This is a genomic window from Microbacterium sp., assembly GCF_035554235.1.
Lineage (GTDB): Bacteria > Actinomycetota > Actinomycetes > Actinomycetales > Microbacteriaceae > Microbacterium.
Window position 1 is genome coordinate 1 of record NZ_DATMIO010000019.1, and the last position, 26,921, is coordinate 26,921.

25 protein-coding genes and 1 pseudogene are annotated in these 26,921 nt (G+C 67.7%); 10 read left to right on the forward strand and 16 right to left on the reverse strand.

Annotated features, from left to right (window positions below; translation table 11 throughout):
• The first annotated feature begins 104 nt into the window (after positions 1–104).
• From VNT50_RS01090 to VNT50_RS01105, 4 genes are all read left to right on the forward strand, one after another.
• Complete coding sequence (locus VNT50_RS01090) at positions 105–1,016, forward strand: carbohydrate ABC transporter permease (RefSeq protein WP_325483265.1); 912 nt, start codon at positions 105–107, stop codon at positions 1,014–1,016.
• A gap of 157 nt (positions 1,017–1,173) precedes the next feature.
• Entirely contained in the window at positions 1,174–2,442 is a 1,269-nt protein-coding gene (locus VNT50_RS01095) for a sugar ABC transporter substrate-binding protein (RefSeq protein WP_325483266.1), read from the forward strand.
• A 37-nt stretch (positions 2,443–2,479) separates the two neighbouring features.
• Positions 2,480–3,400 carry a carbohydrate ABC transporter permease gene (locus VNT50_RS01100; protein WP_325483267.1) on the forward strand — a complete coding sequence of 307 codons (921 nt, stop codon included), beginning with the start codon at positions 2,480–2,482 and terminating at the stop codon, positions 3,398–3,400.
• Positions 3,397–4,221: a carbohydrate ABC transporter permease gene (locus VNT50_RS01105; RefSeq protein WP_325483268.1), complete on the forward strand. Its 825-nt coding sequence runs from the start codon at positions 3,397–3,399 to the stop codon at positions 4,219–4,221. The genes VNT50_RS01100 and VNT50_RS01105 overlap by 4 nt, the downstream gene beginning before the upstream one ends.
• Here the strand turns inward: VNT50_RS01105 and VNT50_RS01110 are convergent, their stop codons facing one another.
• Positions 4,222–5,262 carry a LacI family DNA-binding transcriptional regulator gene (locus VNT50_RS01110; RefSeq protein WP_325483269.1) on the reverse strand — a complete coding sequence of 347 codons (1,041 nt, stop codon included), beginning with the start codon at positions 5,260–5,262 and terminating at the stop codon, positions 4,222–4,224.
• A gap of 73 nt (positions 5,263–5,335) precedes the next feature.
• Here VNT50_RS01110 and VNT50_RS01115 point away from each other — a divergent pair, with 73 nt between their 5' ends.
• Entirely contained in the window at positions 5,336–7,237 is a 1,902-nt protein-coding gene (locus VNT50_RS01115) for a glycoside hydrolase family 127 protein (RefSeq protein ID WP_325483270.1), read from the forward strand.
• Between the two features lie 87 nt (positions 7,238–7,324).
• On the opposite strand, the gene VNT50_RS01120 is transcribed toward VNT50_RS01115, so the two are convergent.
• The 7 genes from VNT50_RS01120 to VNT50_RS01150 form a co-directional block, all read right to left on the reverse strand.
• Positions 7,325–8,686 (reverse strand): hypothetical protein, encoded by a 1,362-nt coding sequence (locus tag VNT50_RS01120; protein WP_325483271.1) that lies wholly within the window; start codon positions 8,684–8,686, stop codon positions 7,325–7,327.
• Between the two features lie 39 nt (positions 8,687–8,725).
• Positions 8,726–9,013: a hypothetical protein gene (locus VNT50_RS01125; RefSeq protein ID WP_325483272.1), complete on the reverse strand. Its 288-nt coding sequence runs from the start codon at positions 9,011–9,013 to the stop codon at positions 8,726–8,728.
• On the reverse strand, positions 9,010–9,885 hold the full coding sequence (locus VNT50_RS01130) for a DODA-type extradiol aromatic ring-opening family dioxygenase (protein WP_325483273.1): 876 nt from the start codon (positions 9,883–9,885) through the stop codon (positions 9,010–9,012). The genes VNT50_RS01125 and VNT50_RS01130 overlap by 4 nt, the downstream gene beginning before the upstream one ends.
• Positions 9,886–9,898: 13 nt before the next feature.
• On the reverse strand, positions 9,899–10,960 hold the full coding sequence (locus VNT50_RS01135) for a fumarylacetoacetate hydrolase family protein (RefSeq protein ID WP_325483274.1): 1,062 nt from the start codon (positions 10,958–10,960) through the stop codon (positions 9,899–9,901).
• A gap of 101 nt (positions 10,961–11,061) precedes the next feature.
• Positions 11,062–11,535, reverse strand: coding sequence for a MarR family winged helix-turn-helix transcriptional regulator (locus VNT50_RS01140; protein WP_325483275.1), 474 nt, complete (start codon positions 11,533–11,535; stop codon positions 11,062–11,064).
• A 97-nt stretch (positions 11,536–11,632) separates the two neighbouring features.
• A complete protein-coding gene (locus VNT50_RS01145) occupies positions 11,633–12,838 on the reverse strand; it encodes a cytochrome P450 (protein ID WP_325483276.1) in 1,206 nt (401 codons plus the stop codon).
• A gap of 142 nt (positions 12,839–12,980) precedes the next feature.
• Positions 12,981–13,928 (reverse strand): LysR family transcriptional regulator, encoded by a 948-nt coding sequence (locus VNT50_RS01150; RefSeq protein ID WP_325483277.1) that lies wholly within the window; start codon positions 13,926–13,928, stop codon positions 12,981–12,983.
• 138 nt (positions 13,929–14,066) lie between these two features.
• Here VNT50_RS01150 and VNT50_RS01155 point away from each other — a divergent pair, with 138 nt between their 5' ends.
• Together VNT50_RS01155 and VNT50_RS01160 are read left to right on the forward strand one after the other, a co-directional pair.
• Entirely contained in the window at positions 14,067–14,384 is a 318-nt protein-coding gene (locus VNT50_RS01155; RefSeq protein WP_325483278.1) for a 2Fe-2S iron-sulfur cluster-binding protein, read from the forward strand.
• Positions 14,381–15,622: an NAD(P)/FAD-dependent oxidoreductase gene (locus VNT50_RS01160; protein WP_325483279.1), complete on the forward strand. Its 1,242-nt coding sequence runs from the start codon at positions 14,381–14,383 to the stop codon at positions 15,620–15,622. Before VNT50_RS01155 ends, VNT50_RS01160 begins: the two co-directional genes overlap by 4 nt.
• A 19-nt stretch (positions 15,623–15,641) precedes the next feature.
• Here VNT50_RS01160 and VNT50_RS01165 read toward each other — a convergent pair whose 3' ends face one another.
• The 7 genes from VNT50_RS01165 to VNT50_RS01195 all read right to left on the reverse strand — a co-directional run bounded on the left by VNT50_RS01165 (position 15,642) and on the right by VNT50_RS01195 (position 24,418).
• The gene (locus VNT50_RS01165; protein ID WP_325483280.1) at positions 15,642–17,231 is read right to left on the reverse strand and encodes a glycoside hydrolase family 43 protein; all 1,590 of its coding nucleotides are present in this window, start codon (positions 17,229–17,231) and stop codon (positions 15,642–15,644) included.
• A gap of 11 nt (positions 17,232–17,242) precedes the next feature.
• Complete coding sequence (locus VNT50_RS01170; RefSeq protein ID WP_325483281.1) at positions 17,243–18,217, reverse strand: hydroxyacid dehydrogenase; 975 nt, start codon at positions 18,215–18,217, stop codon at positions 17,243–17,245.
• On the reverse strand, positions 18,214–20,340 hold the full coding sequence (locus VNT50_RS01175) for a glycoside hydrolase family 36 protein (protein WP_325483282.1): 2,127 nt from the start codon (positions 20,338–20,340) through the stop codon (positions 18,214–18,216). Before VNT50_RS01175 ends, VNT50_RS01170 begins: the two co-directional genes overlap by 4 nt.
• Entirely contained in the window at positions 20,337–21,059 is a 723-nt protein-coding gene (locus tag VNT50_RS01180; protein ID WP_325483283.1) for a hypothetical protein, read from the reverse strand. Before VNT50_RS01180 ends, VNT50_RS01175 begins: the two co-directional genes overlap by 4 nt.
• Entirely contained in the window at positions 21,056–21,937 is an 882-nt protein-coding gene (locus VNT50_RS01185; protein WP_325483284.1) for a carbohydrate ABC transporter permease, read from the reverse strand. The genes VNT50_RS01180 and VNT50_RS01185 overlap by 4 nt, the downstream gene beginning before the upstream one ends.
• A complete protein-coding gene (locus tag VNT50_RS01190; RefSeq protein WP_325483285.1) occupies positions 21,934–22,956 on the reverse strand; it encodes a carbohydrate ABC transporter permease in 1,023 nt (340 codons plus the stop codon). The genes VNT50_RS01185 and VNT50_RS01190 overlap by 4 nt, the downstream gene beginning before the upstream one ends.
• A gap of 121 nt (positions 22,957–23,077) precedes the next feature.
• Positions 23,078–24,418 (reverse strand): ABC transporter substrate-binding protein, encoded by a 1,341-nt coding sequence (locus tag VNT50_RS01195; RefSeq protein WP_325483286.1) that lies wholly within the window; start codon positions 24,416–24,418, stop codon positions 23,078–23,080.
• 168 nt (positions 24,419–24,586) lie between these two features.
• On the opposite strand from VNT50_RS01195, the gene VNT50_RS01200 reads away from it, so the two are divergent.
• The 3 genes and pseudogenes from VNT50_RS01200 to VNT50_RS01205 all read left to right on the forward strand — a co-directional run bounded on the left by VNT50_RS01200 (position 24,587) and on the right by VNT50_RS01205 (position 26,364).
• The gene (locus VNT50_RS01200; RefSeq protein ID WP_325483287.1) at positions 24,587–25,276 is read left to right on the forward strand and encodes a ThuA domain-containing protein; all 690 of its coding nucleotides are present in this window, start codon (positions 24,587–24,589) and stop codon (positions 25,274–25,276) included.
• A gap of 2 nt (positions 25,277–25,278) precedes the next feature.
• A pseudogene (locus tag VNT50_RS14345) lies at positions 25,279–25,470 on the forward strand (LacI family DNA-binding transcriptional regulator); the annotation flags it as partial.
• A gap of 27 nt (positions 25,471–25,497) precedes the next feature.
• On the forward strand, positions 25,498–26,364 hold the full coding sequence (locus tag VNT50_RS01205) for a LacI family DNA-binding transcriptional regulator (RefSeq protein WP_325483288.1): 867 nt from the start codon (positions 25,498–25,500) through the stop codon (positions 26,362–26,364).
• On the opposite strand, the gene VNT50_RS01210 is transcribed toward VNT50_RS01205, so the two are convergent.
• Positions 26,361–26,921: cupin domain-containing protein (locus VNT50_RS01210; protein ID WP_325483289.1), on the reverse strand; the 561-nt coding region annotated here is incomplete at its 5' end. The two genes, VNT50_RS01205 and VNT50_RS01210, sit on opposite strands and share 4 nt — an antisense overlap.

Here is a 26,921-nt window from a genome sequence, read left to right on the forward strand (position 1 = left end):
AGCAACAACTACAACTACGCCGCGGCGCTCTCCGTCATCCTCGCTCTCATCATCGGACTTCTCTCGTTCCTCTTCTACAAGACGACGGAGCAGAAGGCGTCCTCATGAGCGCCGACGTGCGAGAGGCCACCACGATCGCCGCCCCGGTCGCCCCCGAGAAGACCCCCCGCCGCAAGCGGCGGCGCGATCCCGAGCAGACGCTTGCGCTCGTCGGACTTCTCCTCTTCGCCTTCTACTCGATCGCGCCGGTGTGGTGGCTCATCGTCAATGCGACGAAGAACCGCCAGGACCTCTACAACTCGAACGGGCTGTGGTTCGCAGACTTCAATCTGGGTCAGAACCTCTCCGACCTCGCGACGTATTCCGACGGCATCTTCTTCCGGTGGATGGGCAACACCCTCCTCTACTCGATCGTCGGCGCGGGCGTGTGCACGCTCATCTCGATCGCAGCGGGCTACTCCCTCTCGAAGTTCCAGTACACCGGCAGAGGCATCGCGCTCGGCGTCGTGATCGGCTCGTTCCTCATCCCGAGCACGCTGATCACCGTTCCGCTGTTCCTCCTGTTCTCGCAGCTCGGGATCGTCGACACGATCTGGGCGGTCCTCATCCCCCTCTTCATCTCCCCATTCGGGGTGTACCTCGCGAAGGTCTACGTCGACGGCGTCGTTCCCGACGAACTGCTCGAGGCCGCTCGCATCGATGGCGCCTCCGAGCTGCGGACGTTCCTGCAGATCGTCCTGCCCATGATGCGCACCGGCGCTGCCACGATCTTCGTTCTGCTCTTCGTCGCGAACTGGAACAACTTCTTCCTCCCCCTGACGATGCTGCGCGGATCCGACAAATGGACTCTCGCCGTCGGCCTCTACAGCTGGTTCGTGAACCGCTCGGACACGACCGTGGACCGCACGGCGCTCACGATCACGGGAGCGCTGATCTCGATCATTCCGCTGGCCATCATCATGATCGCGATGCAGCGGTACTGGCGCACCGGGGTCACGATGGGCGCCATCAAGTAGCGGATCGACGTGCCGGCATCCGCTCACCGTCGGCGCAGATCGCAATTTCGAACTCGACTTGCATTTCGAATGCGCTTTCGCTACTTTCGGAGGGCCCGACCCGATGCGGGCTCTGTCCGCGCCGACTTCACGGGCGCATCGAACAAGGGAGTTTGAAATGCAACGCATGACGAAGAAGGCCCGCCTGCTGCCACGACTGGCGGCGATCACCACGGTGGCCACGGCCGCCGCGCTCACGATCGCCGGCTGCACGCCGGCAGGTGCCGGCAGCAGCAGCGGCGACGGCGAGACGATCACGGTCTGGCACTACTACAGCCTCGAGAACCAGGTCGCGATGCTCGATGAGTTCAAGAGCACGTTCGAGGCCTCCCACGAGGGCGTGACCGTCGAGAACGTCTACGTGCCTCAGGACCAGTTGAACTCGAAGCTCGTCGGAGCCGTCGGCACCCAGACCGGGCCGGACATCGTCGTATTCGACGGTTACAGCGCGACGACCCTGATCGGCGGCGGCGCTCTGGCACCGATCACGTCCCAGTGGGAGGCCTTCGACGATGCCTCGGAGATCGCCGAAGGCGCAGTCACGAGCGTCGAGGGAGAGATCTATTCGGTCCAGGGATACGTCAACCTGCTCGGCCTGATCTACAACAAGACCATTCTCGACGAGCTCGGCCTCGAGCCGCCCACCAGCATCGACGAGCTCGAGACCGACATGGCAGCGGCGAAGGCCGCCGGCTACCAGGGGATCACCCTCGCCGGGCAGCCCGATGTGCAGGGCGCGTTCCAGGCCTACCCCTGGCTGACGGCTGCGGGCTTCAGCTACGACGACCCGCAGACCGCCCCGCTCGTGGACGCGTTCACTCGGGTCCGTGGCTGGGTCGAGGACGGCTGGCTGTCTCCGCAGGTGGCCACGTGGGACCAGAACATCCCGTTCACCGAGTTCCTCGGCGGGAAGACGCTGTTCGCCGAGAACGGCAACTGGCAGCTCAGCACGCTCGCAAGCGACGCCTCGTTCGACTACGGCGTCGTGCCCATTCCCGCAGGGCCCGAAGCGAAGGTCTACCTCGGCGGCGAGGCGCAGGCGATCGGCGCTTTCAGCAAGCACCCAGACCTCGCGTGGCAGTACCTCGAGGAGACGTTCTTCAGCAAGGACGGTCAGCTCACGGCACTCGACCTCGTCGGCAGCATCCCGACCCGCTCGGACGCCGCCGGCGACGACGCCATCTCGTCGGACCCCTATCTGAGCGCCTATTCGGAGGCGATCGCCACTCAGGGGGCGCCGTTCCCCGACACGGTCATTCCGCCGCAGAACAACGAGGCCACCATCCTCGCCAACGGTCAGGCATGGAGTGCAGCGCTCGGCGGGCAGACCAGCCCGGCCGATGCTGCCGCCGCGTTCCTGTCCGAGCTCGAGAAGCTCCTCAAGTAGGCGGAGAACGCTCATGTTCAGAGGGGAGGCGTCGACAGTGACGACCGCAGAGACCGTGGATCGGCTCGCGCCGGCATCGGCGCCTCCCCGCCGGCGCCGGAGGAGTCGGCAGTGGCTGTACATCCTGCCGGCCGGCATCTTCCTCGCCGCGCTCTCGATCTATCCGCTCGTGCAGCTCGTTCGCATGTCGCTCAGCGACGTCAGCGTGCAGAACCTTCATGGCGAGTGGCCGTTCGTCGGCTTGCAGAACTTCATCGACGGCCTGGAGGCCGGCACCCTCCAGGCCGGGCTCGGCCGCACCCTCGTGTTCGTGAGCCTGGTCACCGCGCTCGGACTCGCGATCGGAATCGGTGCGGCGGTGGCGCTGCGCGGACGATCTCGGGTGAGCGGGGCGATCATGGCGCTCATGGTGTTCATCTGGGCGCTTCCGCCGGTCGTCAACGGCAGCGTCTGGAAGTTCCTCCTCGCAGAGGACGGACTGCTGAACACCGTCATCACGGCCTTCGGCGTGGAACCGTTCCCGTTCCTCTACGACGCGCGGTATGCGCTCGTCTCCGTCGCCATCGTCAACGCGTGGGCCGTCATCCCCTTCAACGCGCTGGTGTTCCGCGCCGCGATCCTCAACATCCCCGACGAACTGTTCGAAGCCGCCCAGTTGGACGGCGCCAACCCGACGCAGGAGTTCCGCCACATCATCCTGCCGTCGCTGTTCCCGACCACGATCGTGTTGGCCGTGCTCACGGTCGTGTACGCGTTCCGCAGCTTCGACTTCGTGTATGTGATGACCAAGGGCGGCCCGGGCGTCGCCACCCAGACCCTCCCCTACATGAGCTTCCAGCAGGCCTTCATCGGCTACGACTTCTCGGCGGGCGCGGCCACCGCGGTCGTGACGGTTGCCCTGGTCATCGTCCTCGCCGGCGTGTACGCCCGGAGTGTTCTCAAGGAGGAACGCGAATGACCGCCCTCGCCGGGAGCACCCGTCGGCCGGTGAGCACGGGCATGCGCGTGCTGCTCGGCATCGCCTACTTCGTTCCGATGCTGTGGATCGTGCTGACCTCCTTCACGCCGCGCAACGACGTGCTCGGCTCCAGCCTGCTGTTCACCCCCACCCTCGACGCATACGGGGCGGTGATCACACCGGCGCTCTTCACTGCGCTGCAGCAGAGCGTCGTGATCGCGACGAGTTCGACGGTGATCGTCGTGCTCATCGCGGTGCCGGCGGCCTATGGTCTTGCGCGCGTGGGCGGCTGGGTCCCGACCGTTGTGCTCAGCGGCCTCATCATCTTGCAGATGGTGCCTCAGACGGCGACCGTCATTCCGCTGTTCCAGGTCTTCGGGGGTCTTCGGATCCTGGACACGAACGTCGCCGTCATCCTCGCCGACGCCGCCCTGATGACGCCGTTCGCGATCATCCTTATGCGACCCTTCTTCCGCGCCGTCCCGCTCGCCCTCGAAGAAGCCGGTGCGGTCGACGGCGCGAGCGGATTCCGCGTGTTCCGCTCGATCGTCCTCCCGGTGGTGCGAAACGGCGTGGCCACGACCGCCACGCTGGTCTTCCTCATCGTGTGGGGGGAATTCCTCTACGCGGTGAACTTCTTCCTGACGCCGGCGAACTACCCGCTGAGCGCGCTGCTTGCGCAGCAGGTGTCGTCGTACGGCGTCAACTGGCCGGGACTGATGGCGCTCGGCGTCATCACGTCCGTTCCGATCATGGTCCTGTTCTTCTTCACGTACCGATTGCTCAAAGAGGGCCTCACCGTGGGGGCCGTGAAGTCGTGATCAGCGCCGCAGAATCGTCGAGTTCCGGATGACCACCCTGCCCGGCAGCCTCTCCGTGCCCGTTCGCTTGTCGCCGGCGGTTGCGCGCTGGAGCCGGTATGCCGCCATTCTTCCGAGCTTCTCCAGCTCCATGTCGACCGTCGTGAGGGCCGGCCGCGAATTCTCGGCCAGCGCCGTCCAGTTATCGATCCCGATCACCGCGATGTCCTCGGGCACCGCCAGTCCGCGGTCGCGGACGACATCGAGCGCGCCCCGTGCGAGCTGGTCGCTTCCGCAGACGATCGCGTCCGGCAGCGAGTCCGACGACAGCAGGACCTCCGTCCCGGCGCGGCCCCAGGCCTCCGACCAGTCCCCGAACAGTGCGGGAGCGGTGAGTTCGAGGCCCTGCGCTCGCAACGCGTGCTGCAGCCCCGTCAGGCGATCGCGTGCGGCCCGATGGTGCGCTTCGCCGCTGATGTGGGCGATGCGCGTGCGACCCGCGCCCAGCACGTGCTCGCCGGCGACTCGCCCGATCTGCTCGTTGTCGACCGTGATCGACACGTCTGCCGGATCGTCGGAGAACGCGTACACGTACACCACGGGCACGCTCAACGCGCCGAGGGACGCCCTCGCGTCCGTCTGGCGGCCCACGACGATGATGCCGTCGACGCGACGCGCGAGGAGGGCAGCCACGAGCCGCTGCTCGCGAACCTCGTCGCCGCGCGCGTCGCACAGGAATGTCAGGACCCGATCGGTTCCGAGGGCGTCCTCGACGCCCATCAGGATCGGGAGCGCGAAACGGCCCTCCAGATCGCTCGTGATCACGCCGACGGTGCCCGTCTTGGCGCCGGTGAGCCCCTGGGCCATCGTGTTCGGCACGTACCCGAGCTCTCTCGCGGCCGCTTCGACCCGCGCTCGCGTGGCGTCGTTTACGTCGGTCCTGGCGTTGAGCGCCTTCGAGGCGGTCGACGCCGACACACCGGCGCGTTTGGCGACGTCGGCGAGACTGACCGATTCCCGAGCGGGCTCGACCTCACCTCGCGACGTGAGTTTCGGATTCATGTCGAACATTTTCGCACACCGTCGCAATCGCACCAGTGATTTCGAGAACTAACACAACGAGGGAGTCCCCACGATGGCACCAACAACACCCACCGCGGCCACGACCGCCACGGTGGCCACTTCCCGGACCCTGCTCACGCCGATGGGCGTGTCGGATGTCACGCTGGACGGCGGCTTCTGGGGGGTTCGCCAGACCCGCAATTCCGACGCGACGATCCCCCACGCCATCGAATGGATGACTCGCCTCGGTTGGCTGGAGAACCTCGAGGCAGCAGGCCAGGGCCGCCGGTACGAGCATCGAGGGCGCGAGTTCGCCGACTCCGAGTTGTACAAGACGCTGGAGGCGATCGCGTGGGATCACGTGCGCCGTGGGGAGCAGGACCTCGGTCCGATCGCCGACCGGCTGACCGCCGTGTTCGCGGCGGCCCAGGATCCGGACGGATATCTGCACACGCTCTTCGGTCGCGCGTGGCAGGCACCCCGCTACTCCGACTTCAAATGGGGGCACGAGCTCTACTGCTTCGGACACTTCATCCAGTCCGCGGTCGCTCACCACCGGGCGACGGGAAGCGACGGTCTCCTGAACATCGCTCGTGCGCTCGGCGACCACGTCTGCGTGATGTTCGGCGCGGACGGCCTGAACAAGGTGTGCGGGCACGCAGGCATCGAGCTCGCACTCGTGGAGCTCTACCGCGAGACGGGTGAGCAGCGATACCTCGATCAGGCGTCGGTCTTCGTCGAACGGCGCGGCACAGGCACCCTCCCGCTCTTCGAGTTCGGAGCGGCCTACTGGCAGGACGACCTCCTCGTGCGCGACGCGGACGTGCTGCGGGGCCACGCCGTCCGTGCGCTCTACCTCGCGGCCGGCGCGGCCGACGTCGCCGTCGAGACGGGCGACGTCGAACTGCTCGATGCCCTCGCGCGGCAATGGGATGCCACCATTGCCCGGCGCACCTACATCACGGGCGGGATGGGTTCCCATCACATGGACGAGGCCTTCGGCGAGGACTTCGTGCTTCCCCCCGACCGCTCGTATTGCGAGACCTGCGCAGGTGTCGCCTCGATCATGTTCAGCTGGCGGCTTCTCCTGGCCACCGGCCAGGCGAAGTACGCCGACCTCATCGAGCGCACGCTCTACAACATCGTCGCGACCTCACCGAGCGAAGACGGGCGAGCCTTCTTCTACGCGAACACGCTCCATCAGCGCTCCGACCACACGCCCCCGCCCCTCAACGAGGACGGTGTCGTGATCCGCGGTGGAGCGGCCGGACGGCAGGCCTGGTACGAGGTCTCGTGCTGCCCACCGAACGTCGCGCGCACGCTCGCAAGCCTCGGCGCGTACGTCGCGACCGGCGACGGCCGATCCGTGCAGATTCATCAGTTCGTCGCCGGAACGATCAACGCCGGAGCAACCGTGCTCGGCCTCAGCACCGACTACCCGAGCACGGGCCGTGTCGTCGTCTCGGTCGAGCGGGCCGAGACCGAGACGGTAGACGTGTCGATTCGGGTGCCGGCGTGGGCCGACCACGGTGTGCTTCTGCGGGATGGCGATGCCCGCGACGTTGCGCCAGGCTATGCCGTCGTGGAGGGGATGCGCGCGGGAGACCGGTTCGAGCTGATCCTCGAGATGCCGCTGCGACTCGTCGCCCCGGACGATCGGGTCGACGCGGTCCGCGGGACCGTCGCCTTCGAGCGGGGACCCGAGGTCTTCGCCCTCGAGTCCGTGGATCTCCCGCCCGCCCTCGAGTTCGACAGGGTGCGCGTGGATGCCGCCGCAGCACCGCGGTTCGATGGCGACCGGGCATGGATCAGCGTGAAGGCCGCGCCGCGGCCCGCCGAAGCCGCGTGGCCATACGCCACCCCGGAGGAGTCCGCCGAGCAATCCGAAGCCGTCGAGGTGCCCCTGGTGCGCTACCACGAGTGGGCCGAGCGCGGTCCGTCCCGCATGCGCATCTGGATCCCGACCGCCGAGTGAGGTGGCGGAGGGGGTGGCGCGGGTCACCGCGCCACCCCCTCCGTGTCTCGGGTCCTGGCGTGGGGAGGATGTCCGCCGCGGCGCGGGCTAGAGGTGACTCGGAAGGGTCGCGACGTCGACGCGTCGCGCATCCGGCTTGTAGGGCGTGGGGCGCACTGTCGCGCGGATCAGCTTCGTGCGCTCCGGCGACCCGTAGTGCACCATCAGCTCGGTGCCCTCCTCGGCGAACATGCGGGGTATCGTCGCGATGGAGAGCATCACCCGATAGTTGACGCTGTAGCCGCGGCTGACCGTTGCGCCGATCTGATGTCCGTCGACAGTGAACACTCCATGCGGCGAGGGAACTCCCCCCTCGGACGCTGCCATCGGGAACCCGAATGGCTCGTACGGCTCGTCGTCTGTGCGGAAGAGCGAGGCCATCACGTCGATGCAGTCCTCGCTGGACCACTCGAGCGTGACGGTCGTCAGGATGCCTTCGCTCATCTCTCGGCGCAGTGCCTCGCGACCGGCGAACTCGTGATTCCAGTCGATGAGGTTCCCCCATCCGAGGGTGATGGGTGAGCGATAGCCCTGAGACATCACCTGTTCCAGTTCTCCCTCGAAGATCGCCGGAACGTAGTCGAGGAACTGGGTCGGGATGTACGACTCGAGGTGGTTCAGCAGCATGGTCCGAAGGCCGAGCTGCCGCAGGCCGAACTGTGCTCCGGCCGTCTTGAGCGCCTGCCACACGACCGAGGCGTCGGCGCTGTCTCCGTGCACCTCGTAGCCGAGCTCGCCGGACATGCCGATACGCACCAGGCGCACCGTCCTGCCGTCGATGTCGGCTTCGGCGAATCGTGCGAACCGAATATCGCGGATGCTGCGGCCGACCGCGCGCTCGATCACATGGATGGACGTCGGCCCCTGGACGGAGAACAGGAATCTCCCGCTGCTCTCGTCCGACGTGGTCACGTCGTATCCCTGCGAGCGGAACATCATCCCCTCGGAGCAGGTCACGCCACCCGTGCAGAGGAAGTCGTCGTCGGCGAGCTTCAGACACACGCCGTCGCCGATGAGGAATCCGTCGTCGCGGGTCGAGATGATGTGCTTGATCTGCCCGATCTCGAAGTTGTCGACATCGTTCGCCACGCTGTCGCGCAGCAGCCTGAGAGCGTCGGGACCGGTGATCCGGTACTTGCGCAACCAGGACCAGTCACCGAGGTAGCACGTCTCGTGGAACGACTTCGACTCGTCGATCCACGATGTGTACTGCCACGGGAGGTACACGCCGATCAGAGACCCGTAGTTCGGCATCGGTGAGATCGTGGTCGACTCGTCGAGAACGACCTGCGCCTGCGCCGCCGGCGAGAGTGGAAGCTCCCGATCCCACAGCAGGTGCTTGTTCGGGTCGCCGCTGTCGCGCCAGGCGCGTGCGAGCCGCTCGGTATCGATGTGGGGCGTTGTGGACATCTTTATCCTTTCGCTGGTGTCTCGGCGTGCGCGCGGGACCTACGTGACGATGTCCCGAAGGGACAGTCCTTGGAGCTGGCCGACGTAGTTCTCGATGAACTCCATCGAGAAGCCGCCGGCGAGGCGGAATGCCATCTTGAACATCAGGAAGGGGTGGGCGCCCAGCTCCAGCAGTGTGCGATAGTCCTGCTGGGCGAGCGCGACGCGTTCGGCCTCGCTCAGCTCGAACTCGGCCAGGTAGGTGTCCGGGTCTTCGCGAATCAGTCGCGCATTCGCCTCGGATGTGTACACGTTCCAGAGCGCGGTGTTGATCCCGAGCTGGGTCATCGTCTGCTCCCCTCCGCGATGCGCAGTTCGTCCCATTCGACGAACGGGTTCGGAAACGACACCGGCGAAGAGGTCAGCTCCGACCAGCTCGGCAGGGCTCCCCCGACGGCACCCCATGCCACCAGGTGGGCCATGAAGCCCGGGGTTCCGTTGCCCTGCGCGTACAGCTTGTCCCACGTGCACTCCGGCAGAAGGTCATCCACGCGGCCGTTCGTGAACAGCTCCCACGTGCGCAGATCCCACTCCGTGACCGGCTGCTGGGTGAAGCTGATCATGCCCGGCCCGCCGACCGAGTTGGTCATGTGCCCGGTGGCGACGAGCGCGACGCGAAGGTCGTCAGGGTACGACTCGACCACCCGGCGGAGCATGCGTCCGAGGTCGTAGTAGCGGCGGCCGGGCGGGATCGGCGGCACCAGCAGGTTCGTCCAGACCGGCACGACGGGCAAGTCCTGCTCGGGCCGGATGAACGTCAACGGCACTGTGAAGCCGTGGTCGATGCCGTAGACATCCGATGCGGCGACGTCGAAGTGGTCGGCGAGGGCGCCTTCGAGCAGGTGTCGGCCCAGGTCGTGGTGACCGGGCGCCGCATACGAGCCGATGCCGTAGACCTCTCGCTCCCACCCGAACGGCCCCGACGAGACCGAGCCCTTGCCGATCGCGAAGGCTGGGATGTTCCCGTAGAACCACTGGTTGAAGTGGTCGCCGGAGGCGAACACGATGACATCGGGGGATGCCTCGGCCAGGCCGGCGCGGATCCGGTCGTAGTCGCGCCGGATCTGCGCGAAGACCGGATGCCCGCCGTCGGCGTTCGCCACCATCGCCGGAAGTGTGGGGTCGTGCGGAACGATCGTGGTGTACACGAGAGTGGCCATGATTCTCCTTCGATCAGGCCGGCGCGGCGAGCGGCTCGTCCGGGGCGTTCGTCCAGAGTCCGAACACGGGTGTGCGCCCGCCGATGTCTTCCGCGCGACAGAGATTGCGCTGTCGCCCGAGCCCCGTGATCGAGGCCTCGATGACATCACCGTCCCGCAGGAAGCGACCCCCGTGATGCGCTCCGTTTCCCGGCGGTGAGCCCATCGCGACGATGTCGCCGGGCATCAGCCGGACCCGCTCGGAGAGGTATGCGATGACCTGAGCGGGACTGAAGATGAAGTCATCGACGGGCCAGTCCTGCATGACCTCGCCGTTGACGCGGAGATCCACCTTCATGCCCTCGAGCGTGGGGAGGAACGGAGCGGGCACGATGAAGGGACCGAGCGGTTTGAACGTCGGCTGGTTCTTCGAGATCCAGTCGTAGCCGAAGTGGATGTCGGTGCGGCGGAAGATGTCGACGGTGCCGAGGTCGTTGAGCATGACGTAGCCGGCGATCGACGCCTGCGCCTCGTCCAGCGTGAGAAACCGGCCGGCGTCTCCGATGACGACGCCGAGCTCGAGCTCCCAGTCGGGCTGATCACCCAGCGCGGGAAGCACGATGTCGTCGGTCGCTCCGACGAGGGCGGAGTGCAGCGTCGTGAAGACGAACGGGGTGCCGCTCTCTCGTCGCGCCGCCGTCTTCGCATAGACGCGCTGATACACGTCTTCGTCGGTCTCCCCTTCGCGCCGATCGTGCTTGTTGAACGAGTTCTTGCTCAGCATCTGGGCCACGTGCGTGGCGTAATTCGAGCCCGAGCACATCAGGTTCGGGCGGGCCACCGGGGGCAGGGCGCGAACATCGTCGAGTCGTGCCGTGGGCTGCCGATCGCGGGCGATGTCCCGCAGCCGGTCGAAGTGGGTGCGCCAGCCCTCGAAGATCCCCGCGACGTCCCCGAAGTCGGGCGCAAGATCGACGATGCCGCCGCCCGGAAGCACGAGACCCGCGAAGACCCTGCCCCCGCTCTCGAACGTTCCCAGACCGAATGTTCCTGCGTGCAGGCCGGTGGCCGGATCCACAGTGTCGAGTGCTGCCATTGCGTGGCCTCCCCTTCGAGTCGCCGATGCGCTGTCGCTACGCAATCTACGGAAGGGGAGCCGACATGTCAACATGTTGTCAACATGACAGGCTGTTTACGTCAGTCGGATGCCGCCAGCTGGTGGTATTCGTCGGCGATCGTCCGCAGATGCGCCAGCTGATCCGTCAGGGCGCGGATCTCTTCTGCGGGCATTCGTTCCAGCACGAATGCATACCAGTCCGAGACGCTCGCGGCCAGCAGCCCCAGCATCCGGTCGCCCTCCCCCGTGATCGTGAAAAGCGGGGAGCGACGGTGCCCGTGGTTGTCGAAGCGCTCGATGAGCCCCTCGGCTTCGAGAAGGTCGACGACACGCTTGATGCTCTGCCTGCTCTGGCGCACCTGTCGTGCAATCTGCGGCATGGTCAGGCGCTGATCGGACAGGGTGTCGAGGATCTGCCACCGCGCGAGGCTCTGGCCGACGGTCGCTGCCCCGAGCTCGCCGTTGCGGTGCGCCGCGGTGGCGCTGAAGGTCAGCTCCCGGAACATCCGCGAAGCCGCGACGCGGCCGTCCTCCGGTGGTGTCGTCGATGCCATATCGGTCCTCTCTCGCGCCGATCCGTCGCTCGACGAGGCGACTCGATCGTAGCCCGAAGGCCGCGCACCATCGCGCGCGCGGTCGCCGGTGGGCCGGTCACCACGTGACGGGCAGCGCGGTGATGCCCCGGAACACCCATCCGTCCCACGTCGTCTCACGCTCCTGGTCGACGCGGAGCTTCGGGAACCGCTCGAACAGGCGCGGCAGCGCGAGTTCGCCGACGGCCGCCTTCGCCGCCCAGCGACCCGCGCACATGTGCACCCCGTTTCCGAACCCGAGATGCCCGCGCGCGTTCCTGTTCACGTCGAATCGGTCTGCGTCGGCGAAGACGCTCTCGTCCCGATTCGCGCAGGCCAGGAGCAGACCGACGTTCGCTCGCGCGGGGATGCGAGCGCCGAACCATTCGATCTCCTCGACCGTTTCGCGCGGGAGCATGCCGATCGGCGAGACCCACCGCACGGCCTCCTCGAACACTGCGCCCCAGTCGACGTCGCCGCTGCGCACCGACGCGAGCTGGTCGGGATGGGCATCGAGGGCCCACACGATGTTGCTGATCATGTGCTGAGGCTCATTCATCCCGCCGGAGATCGTGAGAAGCACGTTGGCGCGGACGACCGGATCCGGAAGACCCACCTCGAGAAGGTGGGAGGTGATCGATGCATCAGGCCGGCGACGCAGGGCCGGGAGGAGGTCCTCGAGCACCGCGTCGACCTGCGCCTGGCTGACCTCGCAGCGCGCCCAGATCTCGGGGTCATCGAGGATGTTTCCCGTGCCCGCGATGAAGTCCGTGGACCACCGCTGCATCGATCTCACATCGGTGTCCTCCGGGAAACCCAGGATGTCGATGAGGTTCTTGCTTGCGACAGGTGCCGCGAAGTCGCGATTCAGGTCGGCATCGTCCGGCCCGACCTGCTCGAGGTGATCCAGCCAGGTCTCCACGTTCTTCGCGAAGGCGGGCGACCACATGTCGGTCACCTGCCGGGGTCGCAGCGTCGGGTTTATCGCACCGCGTTCCACGCCGTGATCCGGATCGTCCTTGCGGAGCATCGGACGCCCGCCGATGGCACGCATCATGGTGAGGTTGGTCTCGGAGTACGACGAGAACGACTCAGGATGCTGCTCGGCGGCCGTGACCGCCGCGTGGGTCGTGAGGAGGTAGCGGCCGATTCGGGGCACGTGCACGACGGGGCCGAGCGCACGCAGTCGTTCATACGTGGGATAGGGATCCCGCATCATCGCGTGGGGGTCGAACCAGTCCGCCACGGGCGGATCGGCGACCCCGACATCGGCTGCTTCGGTCATCGTTGTGCTCCTTCGCATCGACTCGTTGCCGGATTCGTCGGTCAACGGCAGTATGCCGTGCCCGCATTTCCGGCGAAAGCGGGGATTCCACCGCAACAATCCCGGGCGCGCCGGGGAGACCGACTCACCCCTAGAGACCGACTCACCCCATGTCGATGTCCTGCCCGACGGCAGCGGCCGCTTCGATCAGCGCGGCGAGCCGAGGCGGGTGGGTGCCATCGACCCACGCCGCGAGGATGTCGACCCGGCGCGGTGCGGGCGAGATCGGGACGAACGAAACGGTGCGCCCGTCCCACGTCTGCGCGTCGATGAAGCGCCGCATCAGCAGCGTGTACCCGAGGCCCCGCCCCACGAGAGACCTGCAGAGCTCGTAGCTGTCGGTCCGGTACGCGATACGCGGCGTGATGGATCGGCTCGACATCAGCTCCATGGTGTGGACCCGGCTCGCGTAGATGTCCAGCAGGACCATCGGCTCGTCGGCGACCTCCTCCAGGCTCACGGACTCTCGCGCGGCAAGCGGATGGTCTGACGAGACGACGAGCGACGCTTGCGTGGAGAACATCGGACGCCGCCGCAACTCAGGTGGCACATCGATGTCGAAGGTGATCAGCAGGTCCAGTTCCGCGCTGGCGAGCGCATCCGCGAGCGTCGGTTGATCTCCTGTGCGGAACACCACCCGGACCGCCGGGTGGCGTTCGCGCATGAGCGCGATCAGTCTGGGCAGCACGACCGGCGCCAGTGTGTCGACGGCACCCACCCGGACGGGGCCGATCAGGGTGCCGGCGGCTCGCCCGACGGCCGCCGAGAGCTCCTCGGCATCATCGAGCATGCGATGTGCGAGGGGCAGGATGGCCAGCCCGTCGGAGGTGAGGGTGGCGCCTTTCGAACGGCGGCGGTGGAAGAGCGTGGCCCCGAGAGCCCGCTCCATCGCGGTGAGCGCGTCCGAGACCGCCGAATCGGAGGCGCGAACGACATCGGCCGCCTTCGAGATCGATCCGCAGCGCGCGACCGCCACGAAGCACTCGAGTTGCCTGATCGTGAAAGACGGTGAGGGAGCGGAGGGCATCATGCCGGCGCCGAGGGACTCCATGCCTGAACCATACCCCTAACCCCGGATGCTCCGGGTAATCAGACAGACGATTCCCGCTTTACACGGGTTAGTCGAATGGCAGACGATCAAGTGTCGGCTCGCTGTCGGCGACAGTCCCTCGACGCAGAAGGAGCGCCCATGTCGACGATCACGTTCATCCACGTGGACGGCACGCAGGAGACCCTCACGGCCGATGGCATCTCCGTCATGCGCGCGGCGGTGCAGAACGGCATCCGCGGAATCGTGGGGGAATGCGGCGGACAGGCGATGTGCGCCACGTGTCACGTGTATGTCGACGACCCGCCTGCGTCGCTTCCTGAGATGAGCGAAGACGAGGAGGAGATGCTGGAGTGCACGGCATCGCCACGCCAAGGGGCGAGCCGACTGGGTTGTCAGCTGCGGGCCACCGCGCACTTCGACGCGTTGACCGTTCGACTGCCCGAGCGGCAGGTATGAACGTGCCCGAACCGGCCGGCATCGATCGGACGGTGGTGATCGTGGGCGGTGGCCAGGGCGGCCTGACGCTCGCGGTCACTCTGCGCGAATGCGGATGGATCGGTCGAATCGTCATCGTCGACACCGAACCGGGCGATCCATACCAACGGCCGCCGTTGTCGAAGGGCTTCCTCACCGGCGATCAGACGCACGCCGACCTGGTCACCCGAAGCCGCGAACTGCTTGCCCGCGACTCGATCGAGTTGCTCGCCGGAACCACGGTCATCGGCATCGACCGCGAACGGCGGACGGTAGCGCTCGACGACGGGGACCCGCTCGCCTACGACGTGCTCGTGCTGGCGACCGGCGCGCGACCGCGCGCGCTGCCTCTCGAGGGCGCGTCGGCGCACGGCGTGCATGTCGTGCGGACGCGAGAGGATGCCGAGTCGCTCCTGTCCGCGCTGCGGAGAGCGGCCGACATCGTCATCATCGGCGGCGGATTCCTCGGGCTCGAGCTTGCCTCGGCCGCGGCGCACTTCGGTCGGGTCACCGTCATCGAGAGTGCCCCGGCGCTTCTCGGCCGCTCGCTCAGCGCGCCGACCGCCCGAGCGCTCGCCGCGCGGCATGCCTCTGACGGAACCACGCTCCTGCTGGCCACGGGCGTGGCGCGCATCGTGAGCGCGGATGGTCACGCGACGGGCGTCGAACTCCACGACGGCCGCGAAGTCCCCGCGGACCTCGTGATCGTATCCGTCGGCGCGCAGCCCAACCTCGAACTCGCCGCGGCAGCGGGGATCGCGACCGCCGACGGCATCGTGGTCACCGGCTCACTGCGCACCAGCGACCCGGCGATCTACGCCATCGGCGATTGCGCGAACTACCCCCACCCTCACGTGGGCGAGATGGTTCGCTTGGAGTCGGTGCAGAACGCCGTCGACCAGGCCCGACACCTCGCCGCCGCCCTGGCGGGGTCCGGCGCCGGCGACGTGTACGCGGCCACGCCGTGGTTCTGGAGCCATCAGGCAGGACAGAACCTGCAGATCGCGGGCATCGCCGTGCCCTCGGACGACGCCGTGGTGGTCGAGGAGAATGGTCGGCGGCTCACGGTTGCTCGCGTGCGGGACGGCCTGCTGACGGCCGTCGAGACACTCAACAGCCCGCGGATTCACATCCGCGCTCGAAAGCTCCTCGCGCGCGGCCCGGCCCCGGCGGATGCCATCGAGGGGCTTGCCTACGACCTGCAGTCGACGGCGGGGTGACGCGGGCAGCTGCCGTGGATCACCCCTCGCGTTCGCGGAAGCTCACCCTCACGTCGTCGAAGTCGGCGGTCCAGCCGCGGCCGTCCAGGTCTTCGGCACGAACTCCGAAGAACATGCCCGTGAAGCGCAGCCGGTGCCCGTGATCGTCCGACAGCGTCCATGCCGGGTAGTCTCCCGGCACCTCGACCCACTCCGTGGCGTCTTCGGAAGCGACCGCGAACCGCACCGTGGCGCCGTCGATGGTGGCGCGAAGGCGGATCGGACCTTCGGGTAGCGTGATGGGCTCGGAACGCGCGGTCGATTCGGCATCCCGTCGCACGACACGCGCGTGCCGTCCGTGCTCGGCCTCCCACGTCGTCTGCAGCCAGATCCAGCCGTTGCGGTCGTACCACGCGATAAGACCGGCGGATTCGCGAGATGACCGCGGCTCGGCATCCATCAGCACCTCGAACGTGGCGGCGTGCTCCTCGACCCGCGTGAGGATCATCGACTGATCGAAGACGGATGCCGTCGACTGGCCGCCGCGCAGGCGCAACCAGCCCGGCCGTGCGCTCAGATCGGCGGTCTCACCGTCGAGCGGTGCTCGCAGCGTCGCCCACCTTCGGGCATCGAGCGTGCGCTCATCGAACTCTTCGCGCCACGATCGCTCGAGGGACGTGTCGACCGGAGCGTCCGCGCCGGAATCGAACTCGACGTCGACGGCGGCGTGATGGCCGCCCTGCGCCAGACGGAGCCATCCATCGGCGGTGAACGCGACCCGCTGCAGGCACGTCTCGCGTCCCAGTGTGCTGTAGCGCTCACCGAAGTGCAGGGTGGGCCGCGCGGCGAGGTGGGCGAGAGCCCACTCGCCGTTCGGCGTCTGGACGAGCTCGCCGTGGCCGGCCTTCTGCAGCGGGATGCCGGGCGCGTCCCTGCTCGTGAGGATGGCCGGCTCGGCGTCGCGCTCGTAGGGCCCGGCGATCGTGCGCGACCGCGCGAGCGTGATGCCGTGGTTCCAGCCGGTGCCGCCGCACGCGATCAGCAGGTAGTACCAGCCGTCGATGCGGTACAGGTTCGGGCCCTCGACGAGCCCGTCCTCCCGATAGATCACCGTGGCCTCGCCGGTGGTGCGCTGCTCCGCGGGAAGGTACTGCTCGAGCACCAGCCCGCCGAAGGCCGGGTATCCCGGCCGATGATCCCATTGCACGCCGACGATCCAGTGCGTGCCGTCATCGTCGTGGAAGAACGAGAAGTCGAACCCGCGCGAGCCGAGGAAGACCGGCGCGCTCCAGGGTCCCTGGATGTCGTCGGCGGTGATGAGGTAGTTGCCGATGTCCTTGTCGTCGCCATCCATCGTTCGCACGATCGAGTACGCGAGCCAGAACTTCCCCTCCGAGAAGCTGAGGCTCGGCGCCCACACCCCGCCGGAGTCGGGGACCCCGCGCAAGTCGAGGTCATCGCCGAGCGCATGCGTGAGCACGTCCCAGTGGGCGAGGTCGGTCGAGTGATGGATGCGCACGCCCGGGTGGTATTCGAAAGTGCTCGTCGCGAGGTAGTAGTCCGCGCCGACGCGGACGATCGAGGGATCGGGGTGAAAGCCGCGCAGGACGGGGTTTCGGGCCAGGACCATTAAGCGCCTCCTCAGGGGGTGATCGGGTGGGCGAACGGTTCGCCCGCGACGAAGCGCGCCACTTCGTCGGTGGCGGAATCGCCGAGCCGGCGCAGCTCGCTGCCCATCGAACCGGCCAGGTGCGGGGTGAGGAAGACGTTCGGCATCGTGTACAGAGGATGACCCGCCGGAAGCACGTCGGGTTCGGTCACGTCGAGGATCGCCCGGATGCGCCCGGATGCCAGCTCGGCGATGAGCGCGTCCTGGTCGACGAGCCGACCGCGTGCCGTGTTGATGAGCGTCGCGTTCTCGGGCAGAGCCGCCAGCACCTCCCTCGAGATCATGCCCCGCAGTTGGGGAATGTCGGGGGTGTGCACCGACAGGATGCTGGAGCGCCGGGCGAGCTCCTCCAGGTCGTCGACGAGCTCGGCACCGAGCTGCGCGGCCCTCTCGGGCGTCGCGCGCGGATGGTGCAGCAGCACCTCGACGTCGTAGTGCTTGAGCATCTCCATCACGAGCGTTCCGATGCTGGAGGCTCCCACGATGCCGACGGTGGCCCGGTAGAGGCCGGTGTGCGCGAGTTCGCGCTCCCGGTCGATGAAGCGCTGTTCCGCGGCATACGTGCGCGCGACCCAGAACGCGTCCTTTGCGGCGAGCACCACCATGGCGACGGTGAACTCGGCCACCGGAATGGCGTTCGCGGCACGCGCCGACGACACCGCGATGCCGCGATGGGCGACGGACGGGTCGAGGAACGCCACTCCGCCGCCCCAATGCACGATCGCGCGCAGCGAGGGCAGGGCATCGAGCTCGGCGACGCCGAGCGACGGCACGCCCCACCCGGTGACAAGCAGCTCCACGTCGGCGCGATCTGCGGGGGTCATCTCGTCGAACGACGTCACGATCCGGTCCGTGTCCACCTCGACCATGCCGGCGAGGCGCCGGAGCGCTTCGTTCGAGAAGACGAGTGGAACCGCCGAGCCCGCCATTGCCATCAGTGCTTTCATCGGGTGCCTTCCTCCAGTGCCCTATCTTCGCGCCCCTGCAACCCGGCGCGTCCTTCTGCGTCCCCGGGGTGCCGCACCTGGTACACGCGCGCACCGACGCCGGGGCTCGTGCGCACGCGCAGACCTCCGGCGACCGTCGTCGCCGTCCAGCCGGGAGCGGCCGCCGGGAACACCTGTTCGGCCCGGCCGTACACGTTCGCGCAGAGCAGCTCCGCGGCATCCACGCCCCTGTCCCAGATGAACAGCAGCGTGCCCTCGGGAGATTCCATGCCGAGAACGACGACGTCGTCCTCCCACGACGGCAGGCCGCAGGGCCAGAACGGGATGCCGGCGGGCAGCCGGTCACGCAGCAGCCGGTGCACCGCGACCGCGTCCGCGACGAGGGCGCGCTGCGTGGGGCGCAGCTCGTTGAGGAACCCCGACAGGTAGAGCCGGCCGCTGAGACCCGTCACGAGCGTGAACGCGGTCTCCTCGTCCGTCATCTCGGGGGCCGGATACGCCCAGTTGCCGCACTGCTCGGGGAGGATGGATGCCGGGGCCGAGGCCGCGATCGGCGGGTAGCGCAGATGGTCCTGCTGATCGCTCGTGGACTGCAGGTGGGTGACCGCCAGCAGTGCGTAGTCGGCCCGCATCGCTCCCGAACTGCAGTTCTCGATGACGAGACGGGGATGACGCTCCTGCACCGCCACCAGCCAATCACGGAGGGCTCTGGTGTGCCCCAGCAGTCCGTCGCCCGGGGCGGTGGCGTCATCGTCGGTGCCGACGCCGGCGTTGATGTTGTAGTCGAGTTTGAGGTACGACACCCCACGGTCGCGCACGAGGCGGTCGACCACCTCGTCGAGGTGCGCACGAGCGGCGGGATGCCGGAGATCGAGGTGAAAACGCTCGTGCTCCTGCACGCGCTCGCCGAAACGGTGGAAGAACGCCGCCTCCGGCAGGCTTCGAGCGGCGGGGCTCTGGACACCGACCACTTCGGGTTCCAGCCAGATGCCGGAGCGCATCCCGCGGGCGTGGATCTCTTCGACCACCGCGGTCAGTCCCCCGCTGAAGCGCCCCGTGGCTTCTTCCCACTCTCCGACGGTCGCCCACCAATCGCCGATCGAGGGGTCGGCGAACCATCCCGCATCGATGCAGAAGACCTCCGCCCCGATCTCGGCCGCCGCCGCGATGAGCGGCATCAGCGCTTCGGTCGTCGGGTTGCCCATGAGCGTGTTCATGAAGTCGTTGTAGACGATCGGGCAGCCGTGCTCCGGTGCGGCACGGCGAAGCCAACGGCGATACCGCGTCAGCTCGGCGAATGCGCCGTCGGCACCCGCCGACGAGACGGTAAGTGCCACGGGGACAGCGTCGAAGCTCTCCCCCGGCAACAGCCTCCGTGCGAACTGGTGCTCCGACTCGGTGGGACCGAGCAGGGAGAGCACGGCGCCGACGCGACCCTGGGAGAGATCCACGTGCCACCCGGCACTGGTCTCCACCTGCCACCCGAACGCGGTTCCGTCGCGGTGCACCATCACGCCGACGGGCAGGTTCTCCCCGGTCGACCACGTCCCGTGACTGGTCTGCCCGAAGTGCCCGCGGCCGTCTTGCGCGTGGATGCCGAGCGACAGCTCCGGCAGTAGGCGACGCAGCGGGGACCGCTCCCAGCGATTCTCGGCGAGCCACTCGCTGGCGGCCAGCAGCACGTCGACATCGGCGATCTCCGCCTCGGAGTGGGCGATTCCGAAGGATGCGGAGACGACGGCGGTGACCGTCAACGGGGCGGCGGAATCGTTCTGCAACGTGCTCTCGATTCGCACGGCGCCGGTTCCGGCCGGTGCCGTGATGACGGTGCGGACGAGCAATCCCGTCTTCTCGTCGCGCTGGGTGAGCGCCACTCGGTCATCGTCCTTCGACCATTCGCACACGCGCAGCCGCGCGCCGATCGCCGATCGCGTGTAGGCCTGACTCGTGCGCGCGCGCTGCTCGCCGGCGACGAAGACCTCCACCAGCGGCGTGCCCGTACGACCGAGCCACCCGGATCCATCGACCGTCAGCGCGGCCGGCCCGTCCGCGCTCCATTCCACGCAGAAGGGTCCGCTCCCGGCGCGCTCGCGCTGACCGACGATCGGCACGTCGACGCTCACTGGTCGACCGCCTTCGTCGGCGTGAACCCCAGGGCGTCGCTGCAGATGAGGATGCACACCGCCGCCCCCGCGGGGACGAACAGCGCCAGGCTCGGTCCGATGAGCGGCATCGCGGTGAGCGCGAGCGCGATCCCGGTGAGCAGCAGCCAGCTCAATGCCACATGGGGTCGGCGCACCGCGCCGATCGACGCCTCGGCGAGCAGCGTCGCCGGTCGTGCCGCCGGCAAAGCGAGCGCCGCGACGCACACGCCGATGAGCAGTGCCGTCCAGGCGGCGGCGACGCCCATCACGAGCAGCAGTGCGCCGTCGCCGGCGCCCGTCACGGCGACGTCGTAGCCGAGCAGACCTGCCAGTGCCGACGTGACGAGCGACATCCACCACAGCCTCCTCGCCGCGGTCGAGAACGCGCGCCAGAAGACGCGGCCGCCGTGGGCATCGCTGCCGCCGGCGAGGAGTTCGCGGCCGGAAGCCAGGAGCGCGTAGAGCCCGATCGGAAGGGGCGAAACCGAGAGGGCGGCGAGCCAGATGGCGAGATGGGTCGGCTGCCAGGTCACCAGCACCTGGAAGGCGATAAGCGGGATGAGCGAGGTGACGAAGCAGACCGACACGACGAAGTACTGGAAGATCGCGCGCAGCATTGCCGGGATGACGCCGTCATAGGCCATGGCCCGTTGCAGCCGCGTGGCACGAGCCGTCGTCCGCAGCCCATTGCTCGTCATCCCTTCACCGCCCCCACTGACATGCCCTTGATGAAGTACCGCTGGAACGCCGCGAAGATCGCGACCGACGGCACGATCGCGAGAATCGCGCCGGTGTAGATCAGCTGCCACTGCGAGGTGAGGAGGCCGACCATCCGGTTGATGGCGACGTTGATGGTACCCGCGCTCGACGAGTCGAGGAAGACGAGCGGAATGAAGAAGTCGTTCCACAGCCCGAGCGCCTGGATGATGACGAAGGCACTGGTCACGGGCAGCAGCATCGGGAACACGATCGACCAGAACGTCCGCATCCGGCCTGCGCCGTCCATGTGCGCGGCCTCCTCCACCTCGATCGGAATGCTCTTGATGAAGCTGCAGTAGAGCAGGATGCCGAAGCTCGCCGCCCCGCCGAGGTGCACCAGGATGACGGCGGTCAGGGTGCCGTAGAGCCCGACCTCGTTGAAGCCTTTCACGAGCGGGATCATCCGCACCTGGAAGGGAATCATGAGCCCCGCGATGAACAGGACGTAGAGGAAGCGGGAGGACTTTCCACCGATCCGCTCGATGCCGTAGGCGGCCATCGGCACGATCGCGAGCAGAAGCACGACGGTGCCCACGGTGATGATGACCGTGTTGAGCACCGCTTCGGCGTAGTCGGTCTGCTGGAAGAGCGCGACGTAGTTGTCGAGGGTGAACGATGTGGGCAGGCCCATCGGATCGCGGGTGATCTCGGCGTAGGTGCGGAAGGAGTTCAGGAATGCGTAGAGCACCGGGGATGCGACGATGGCGACCAGCGCGGCGAGCACCACCATGACGATGACCTCGCCGATCGTCCACTTCCGCCGTTCGCGTGGTGACGTGCGCTTTTTTCGCGTCGTGGTGAGCGCCTGCGTGGTCATGCCTGAATCTCCCTCTTGCGCATGTACGCGTTCGCGGCGACGGTGCTGATGATGACGACGATGAACAGCACCACGGCCGCGGCGCTTCCGTAGCCCGCTCGGTACTCGCCGAAGCCGACCTTGTAGATGAAGAACGCCATCGTCTCGCTGACGAACCCGGGGCCCCCCGAGGTGAGCACCAGCACCTGATCGAAGATGACCCATCCGGCGATCAGCGCGAGGGTCATATTGACGGTGACCGCACCGGCGATCATCGGCCAGGTGACGTTCCAGAACACCTTCCAGCTGCCGGCGCCGTCGATGCGCGCCGCCTCGAGCAGCTCCTGCGGCACGGACTGGAGGTTCGCGAGGTAGATGAGGGTCGTGTTGCCACCGAGGGTGAAGCACACGATGAAGAGAAGGACCCCCACGACGATGTCGCTGTTGCCGAGCCAGTCGCGGGTCCAGTCGGCAAGTCCCAGGTCGCGAAGGACGTTGTTGACGGAGCCGAAGTTGAAGTTGAGGAGGTACTTCCAGATCGTCGCCATGATGAACGCGCTGACAAGGGCCGGAAGGTAGACCGCGGTGCGGAACAGTCCCTGGAAGTGGGTGAGCCTGTCGAGCATGAGGGCGACGATCAATGAGATCGCGTTGATGATGACCGCGGATCCCAGCCCGAGAATGAGCGTGTTCTTCACCGCGTTCCAGAATCGGCTGCTGGTGAGGATCAGCGAGTAGTTGTCGAAGCCGATGAAGTCGTACGTCGGGCTGATGCCGTCCCAATTGGTCAGGCTCAGCTGGACGGACTGCAGGGACGGGATGATGACCATCAGCAGGTACACGACCAGCGCGGGCAGCACGAATGCGAACATGACCAGTCGACCGCGGTTGACTCGCCTTCCCGGCCGGCCTCCGTCATCGTGCAGGCCGGGACGCCGGCGCCGACGCGATGGGGTGGTATCCAGCGGGGGCTCGCCGCTGAGACCGATCGCGACTTTCACCGCGATGTCCTGCCCCTGCTGGGTGCTCTGCTCGCTCATTGGTGCTCCTTCTGGGCATGCCTGCCACCCGTGGGGTGGGCGCCGCACGATCCGATTCCGGGGTGGGCGCCGGGTCCGACTCCGGGGGTGGGCGCCGGGGGCCGCCCACCCCGAATCCTGGTCAGCCCGCCGCGGCGACCTGGGCGTCGAACTCCGCCTGCGTCTTCGCGATCATCTGGTCGAGCGTCGTCTGGCCGTCCTGCATCTCGACGCGGGCCTGCCGGAAGAACGTGCCGAACGCACTGAAGGTGGTCATCGTCGGGGAATTCTCGTACCAGACGAGGTTCGGGTTGTCGAGGAGCGCGAAGTAGTCTTCCGCTCCCGGAATCTCGGTGTTGCGCTTCACCTCATCGGAGGCGAGGATGTTCGGCGAGATCCACCCCTTCTCCTCCATGAGGTTCGCGGCGTCGACCGAGTAGAAGTACTTCAGGAACTCGACCGCCGACGCGTACTCTTTCTTATCCGCCGCAGCCTGCGACGAGATCGCGAGACCTCCCGCGGTGTCGCCGACGACGCTGTTCTTGAGCACGTTGATCTTGCCGTCATCGTCGGGAATGATGAACAGGCCCGCGTTGAAGTCGGGGTCGACCTTCTGGATGTCCATCAGTCGCCCGATGCCGGCCGAGGAGGTCGCCATCACCGCCTGTCCATTGACGAGCAGCGTCGTCGTCTGCGCGTCGGCGGTCGACTGCCAGCCTTCGAGGACGTAGTTGTCCATGATGTTCTGCAGACGCTCCAGCGGCTCACGCAGGTCCTCCATGGAGGCGCCGCCCTCCGCGGCGACGTTCCAGAACCCGCCGTCGTTCGAGTACTTGGCGAAGGTCGGGGCGGCGAGCGGCTTCCACAGCTGGTCGGAGGGCCAGATCTCCGCCGCCGCCGTCGCGAGAGGGACGTCGCCGTTGGCCTTGATCGCGTCGAGGAGCGCGATGAAGTCGTCGTACGTCTCGGGCACCTCGAGGTCGTGGTCCTCGAAGTAGTCACGGTTGTAGATGATGTTGAGTCCGAGCTCGCCGTTCAGTGCGCTGTACGGCACCGTGTAGACGTTGCCGTCTTCCGCCGCGGCGAAGGCGGACGGCTCGAGAAGGTCGGTGACCTCGGTGGGGATGGGCGCCAGCTTTCCGGCGCTCGCGTACGTGAGGGTGTCCCGCATGTCGACGATCGCCGGCCAGCTCCCGGTGGCGTCGACGGTCTTGAGCGCGGTCGGGTAGTCGGTGCCGGCGGGCAGCGGGTCAAGCGCCACCGTGGTGGTCTCGCTCTGCTCGTTGAACGTCTCGACGAGAGAGTCGACCACCGAGTTCCAGGTCTCATCGCCCGTCGCGTAGAGGAATCGGATCTCGGTCTTCTCGGTCGCGGGGTCGGCTCCCCCACCCGAGCACCCGGCCAGCGCGAGCCCGCCGATGGTCAGCCCGGCGACTGCGAGCCCGAGCCGACCGCTGGCCCGTCGCGTCGTTGCGTTGTACATGTCATCTCCCTTGATCTCGGCCCGGACGGGCGCGATACAAGCCAGAGTAGAAGATGGGAGAGCGTTTTCCAAGCCGATCCTGCAACTAGTTGCATCACGATAGGATCTCAAGGACGGGGCGTGGCCCACGGCGTCACCGCCTGCCGATGGAGGACAACAGTGCGCGCAATGATCGCCAGCGGCACCGGCCGCTACGCGGACCCCTGGCACCCCTACCCGCAGACGAGCGCACTGGTGGCAGAGATTCTCCAGGGAGCTGGCTTCGAGACGATCATCGACGAGGTGGACTCCGCGATGGGACGCCTCGACGGGGCGGACCTGCTGATCGTGAACGCGGGAGACCCCTGGCGGGGCGAAGAGGGCTCGACCGCGCCCGAAGCCGCCGTCGACCAGTTCGCTCACGCGCTCCGGCGCGGCATCGGGGTCCTCGCTCTGCACGCGGCGGTCACCTCGATGCGCGACTACCCCGAGTGGGCGCCGGCCATCGGTGCGATGTGGGTGCCGACCCTGTCGTTCCATCCGCCCGCCGACGACACGGTCATCCGATTCGAGGCACTCCCGAACGGGACGACTGGCGGCGAGTTCGCCGTGTTCGATGAGCGCTACTGCAGACTTCAGCGGCTCGGCCGTTCCACGGTGCTCGCGCACCACGAAGGCAGCGATGCCCCGGAACCCGCCGCCTGGATCCGCACGCACGGGGCATCCCGCGTCGCCGTCGATGTTCTGGGGCACGACGAGCGCTCGTACGAGTCTGCGGGCCATCGCACGCTCATCGCCGCTCTCGCCCGCTGGGCGGCGGGCGCTGACGACGCCCCGACCGAAGGTCCCGCCTCGGCAGCGCGTCGACCGAGCCGCTGAGCATGAGCGACGCCCCGTCCGCCCCCCGGCCGGCGTCGGCGCCGGGGCCCGAGCGCCTCGGAACGCCGAATCTCGGCGACGTCGCCCGCCTTGCGGGCGTGTCGGTCGCCACGGCTTCACGCGCACTGTCCGGACGTGCGCCCACCCGTACTTCGTCTCACGAGCGCGTCGCGGCCGCCGCCGCCGAAATCGGCTATGTCCCCAACGGTTTGGCGCGATCGATGATGGGAGTCGGCCGGCGCAGTGTCGCCTTCGTCTCCGGCGAGATGGTGGGCCCGACCTTCGCCGCGATGGCCTCCGGGGTCGAGGAAGTCACCACCGCCGGCGGCCATCTGCTCCTCCTGTGCACCACTCACAGCAGCGTGCAGCGAGAGCGGGAGACGATCTACTCGCTCCGGGAGCAGCGTGCCGCGGCCGTGCTGCTCGTGGGCTCCACGCCCGTCGGCGAGGAGTTCGAGGCAAGGATCGCCGAATACGCCGACGCTCTGGAGATGGTCGGGGCGAGGCTCATTCTGTGCGGTCGGCCGCCGCTGGCGTCACTCCCGCACGTGGCGAGCCTGGACTACGACCACGTCGGCGGGGTGCGAGCCGCCGTCGCCCATCTGGTCGAACTCGGTCATCGGCGCATCGGCTACATCGACCTCGACGAGGAATCCTCCACTCCACTGCAGCGCTTCCGTGGATACCGCGAAGGGCTTGCCGCCGCCGGGCTCGACGTCGACGAGCGAATCGTCCTGCGAACGGCGAACGACATCGAGTCCGCGGAGGCGACGATCGCCGAGTTCCCTTTGATTGACGAAGGGATCACGGCATTGGTGTGCGTCACCGACCTCGTCGCGGTCGGAGCCCGCAACGGACTGCGCAGGCGCGGACTCGACGTGCCCGGGGACGTATCTGTCGTGGGTTTCGACGACATGCTGCTCGTCGCCGACCTCACCCCGCCGTTGACGACCGTGCGGGCACCGTTCCACGAGCTCGGCGCCCTCGCGGGGCGCATCGCGCTCGGGCAGACCGCGTTCGAGGGGGCCATCGAACTGCCCACCGAGCTGGTCGTCCGCGGATCGACCGCGCAGCCGGCTTCCCGCTAGCCGACGCGCGAGCCCGCCATCGACGTGCGCTGCTCGGCGATCTCCGCGGCCGACAGGGGCGGCGTGCCGAGCAGCACGAAGAGAACGCGCGCCGAGCGATCCGTGCGATTGGACCACGCATGACTGGTGGCGCGCTGGATGACCACGTCGCCCGCGCGCACGGTGGTCTCACCGTCGTCTACCAGCAGTGTGATCTCGCCGCTGAGCACCACCGCGTAGTCGAGTGAATCGGTGCGGTGGAACCAGAAGTGCCTGCCGCCACTGTGTTCATTGCCCGCCGCGGCCTCGTCATGCGCGTCGAGCTCGCTGAAGATGACCGATTCGGCGTCATCGGGATAGGCCGCGTCAGGCGGGAAGTCGGCGATGCGGAGGATGGTCGCGCCGGGCGCCGGAAAGGCGGGAATGTCGGTGTCGGCAGCGGCCGGGTCACGGTCCGTGATGTGGTCGATGTCGCCGGGTGGCGTGTGCCATGCGACGGCGGCGCCGAACCCCGGAATGGAGGTCGAGTCGTAGGTGTTGGGGGCGGGTCCGTCGGAGAGGATGATGGCACGGCCCTG

Excerpts from the sequence above, each read along its gene's own strand:
- VNT50_RS01090 (WP_325483265.1), top strand. The coding sequence starts at position 105 with ATGAGCGCCGACGTGCGAGAGGCCACCACGATCGCCGCCCCGGTCGCC.
- VNT50_RS01095 (WP_325483266.1), top strand. The coding sequence starts at position 1,174 with ATGCAACGCATGACGAAGAAGGCCCGCCTGCTGCCACGACTGGCGGCG.
- VNT50_RS01105 (WP_325483268.1), top strand. The coding sequence starts at position 3,397 with ATGACCGCCCTCGCCGGGAGCACCCGTCGGCCGGTGAGCACGGGCATG.
- VNT50_RS01110 (WP_325483269.1), bottom strand. The coding sequence starts at position 5,262 with ATGAATCCGAAACTCACGTCGCGAGGTGAGGTCGAGCCCGCTCGGGAA.
- VNT50_RS01115 (WP_325483270.1), top strand. The coding sequence starts at position 5,336 with ATGGCACCAACAACACCCACCGCGGCCACGACCGCCACGGTGGCCACT.
- VNT50_RS01120 (WP_325483271.1), bottom strand. The coding sequence starts at position 8,686 with ATGTCCACAACGCCCCACATCGATACCGAGCGGCTCGCACGCGCCTGG.
- VNT50_RS01125 (WP_325483272.1), bottom strand. The coding sequence starts at position 9,013 with ATGACCCAGCTCGGGATCAACACCGCGCTCTGGAACGTGTACACATCC.
- VNT50_RS01130 (WP_325483273.1), bottom strand. The coding sequence starts at position 9,885 with ATGGCCACTCTCGTGTACACCACGATCGTTCCGCACGACCCCACACTT.
- VNT50_RS01135 (WP_325483274.1), bottom strand. The coding sequence starts at position 10,960 with ATGGCAGCACTCGACACTGTGGATCCGGCCACCGGCCTGCACGCAGGA.
- VNT50_RS01140 (WP_325483275.1), bottom strand. The coding sequence starts at position 11,535 with ATGGCATCGACGACACCACCGGAGGACGGCCGCGTCGCGGCTTCGCGG.
- VNT50_RS01145 (WP_325483276.1), bottom strand. The coding sequence starts at position 12,838 with ATGACCGAAGCAGCCGATGTCGGGGTCGCCGATCCGCCCGTGGCGGAC.
- VNT50_RS01150 (WP_325483277.1), bottom strand. The coding sequence starts at position 13,928 with ATGGAGTCCCTCGGCGCCGGCATGATGCCCTCCGCTCCCTCACCGTCT.
- VNT50_RS01155 (WP_325483278.1), top strand. The coding sequence starts at position 14,067 with ATGTCGACGATCACGTTCATCCACGTGGACGGCACGCAGGAGACCCTC.
- VNT50_RS01160 (WP_325483279.1), top strand. The coding sequence starts at position 14,381 with ATGAACGTGCCCGAACCGGCCGGCATCGATCGGACGGTGGTGATCGTG.
- VNT50_RS01165 (WP_325483280.1), bottom strand. The coding sequence starts at position 17,231 with ATGGTCCTGGCCCGAAACCCCGTCCTGCGCGGCTTTCACCCCGATCCC.
- VNT50_RS01170 (WP_325483281.1), bottom strand. The coding sequence starts at position 18,217 with ATGAAAGCACTGATGGCAATGGCGGGCTCGGCGGTTCCACTCGTCTTC.
- VNT50_RS01180 (WP_325483283.1), bottom strand. The coding sequence starts at position 21,059 with ATGACGAGCAATGGGCTGCGGACGACGGCTCGTGCCACGCGGCTGCAA.
- VNT50_RS01185 (WP_325483284.1), bottom strand. The coding sequence starts at position 21,937 with ATGACCACGCAGGCGCTCACCACGACGCGAAAAAAGCGCACGTCACCA.
- VNT50_RS01190 (WP_325483285.1), bottom strand. The coding sequence starts at position 22,956 with ATGAGCGAGCAGAGCACCCAGCAGGGGCAGGACATCGCGGTGAAAGTC.
- VNT50_RS01195 (WP_325483286.1), bottom strand. The coding sequence starts at position 24,418 with ATGTACAACGCAACGACGCGACGGGCCAGCGGTCGGCTCGGGCTCGCA.
- VNT50_RS01200 (WP_325483287.1), top strand. The coding sequence starts at position 24,587 with ATGATCGCCAGCGGCACCGGCCGCTACGCGGACCCCTGGCACCCCTAC.
- VNT50_RS01205 (WP_325483288.1), top strand. The coding sequence starts at position 25,498 with ATGATGGGAGTCGGCCGGCGCAGTGTCGCCTTCGTCTCCGGCGAGATG.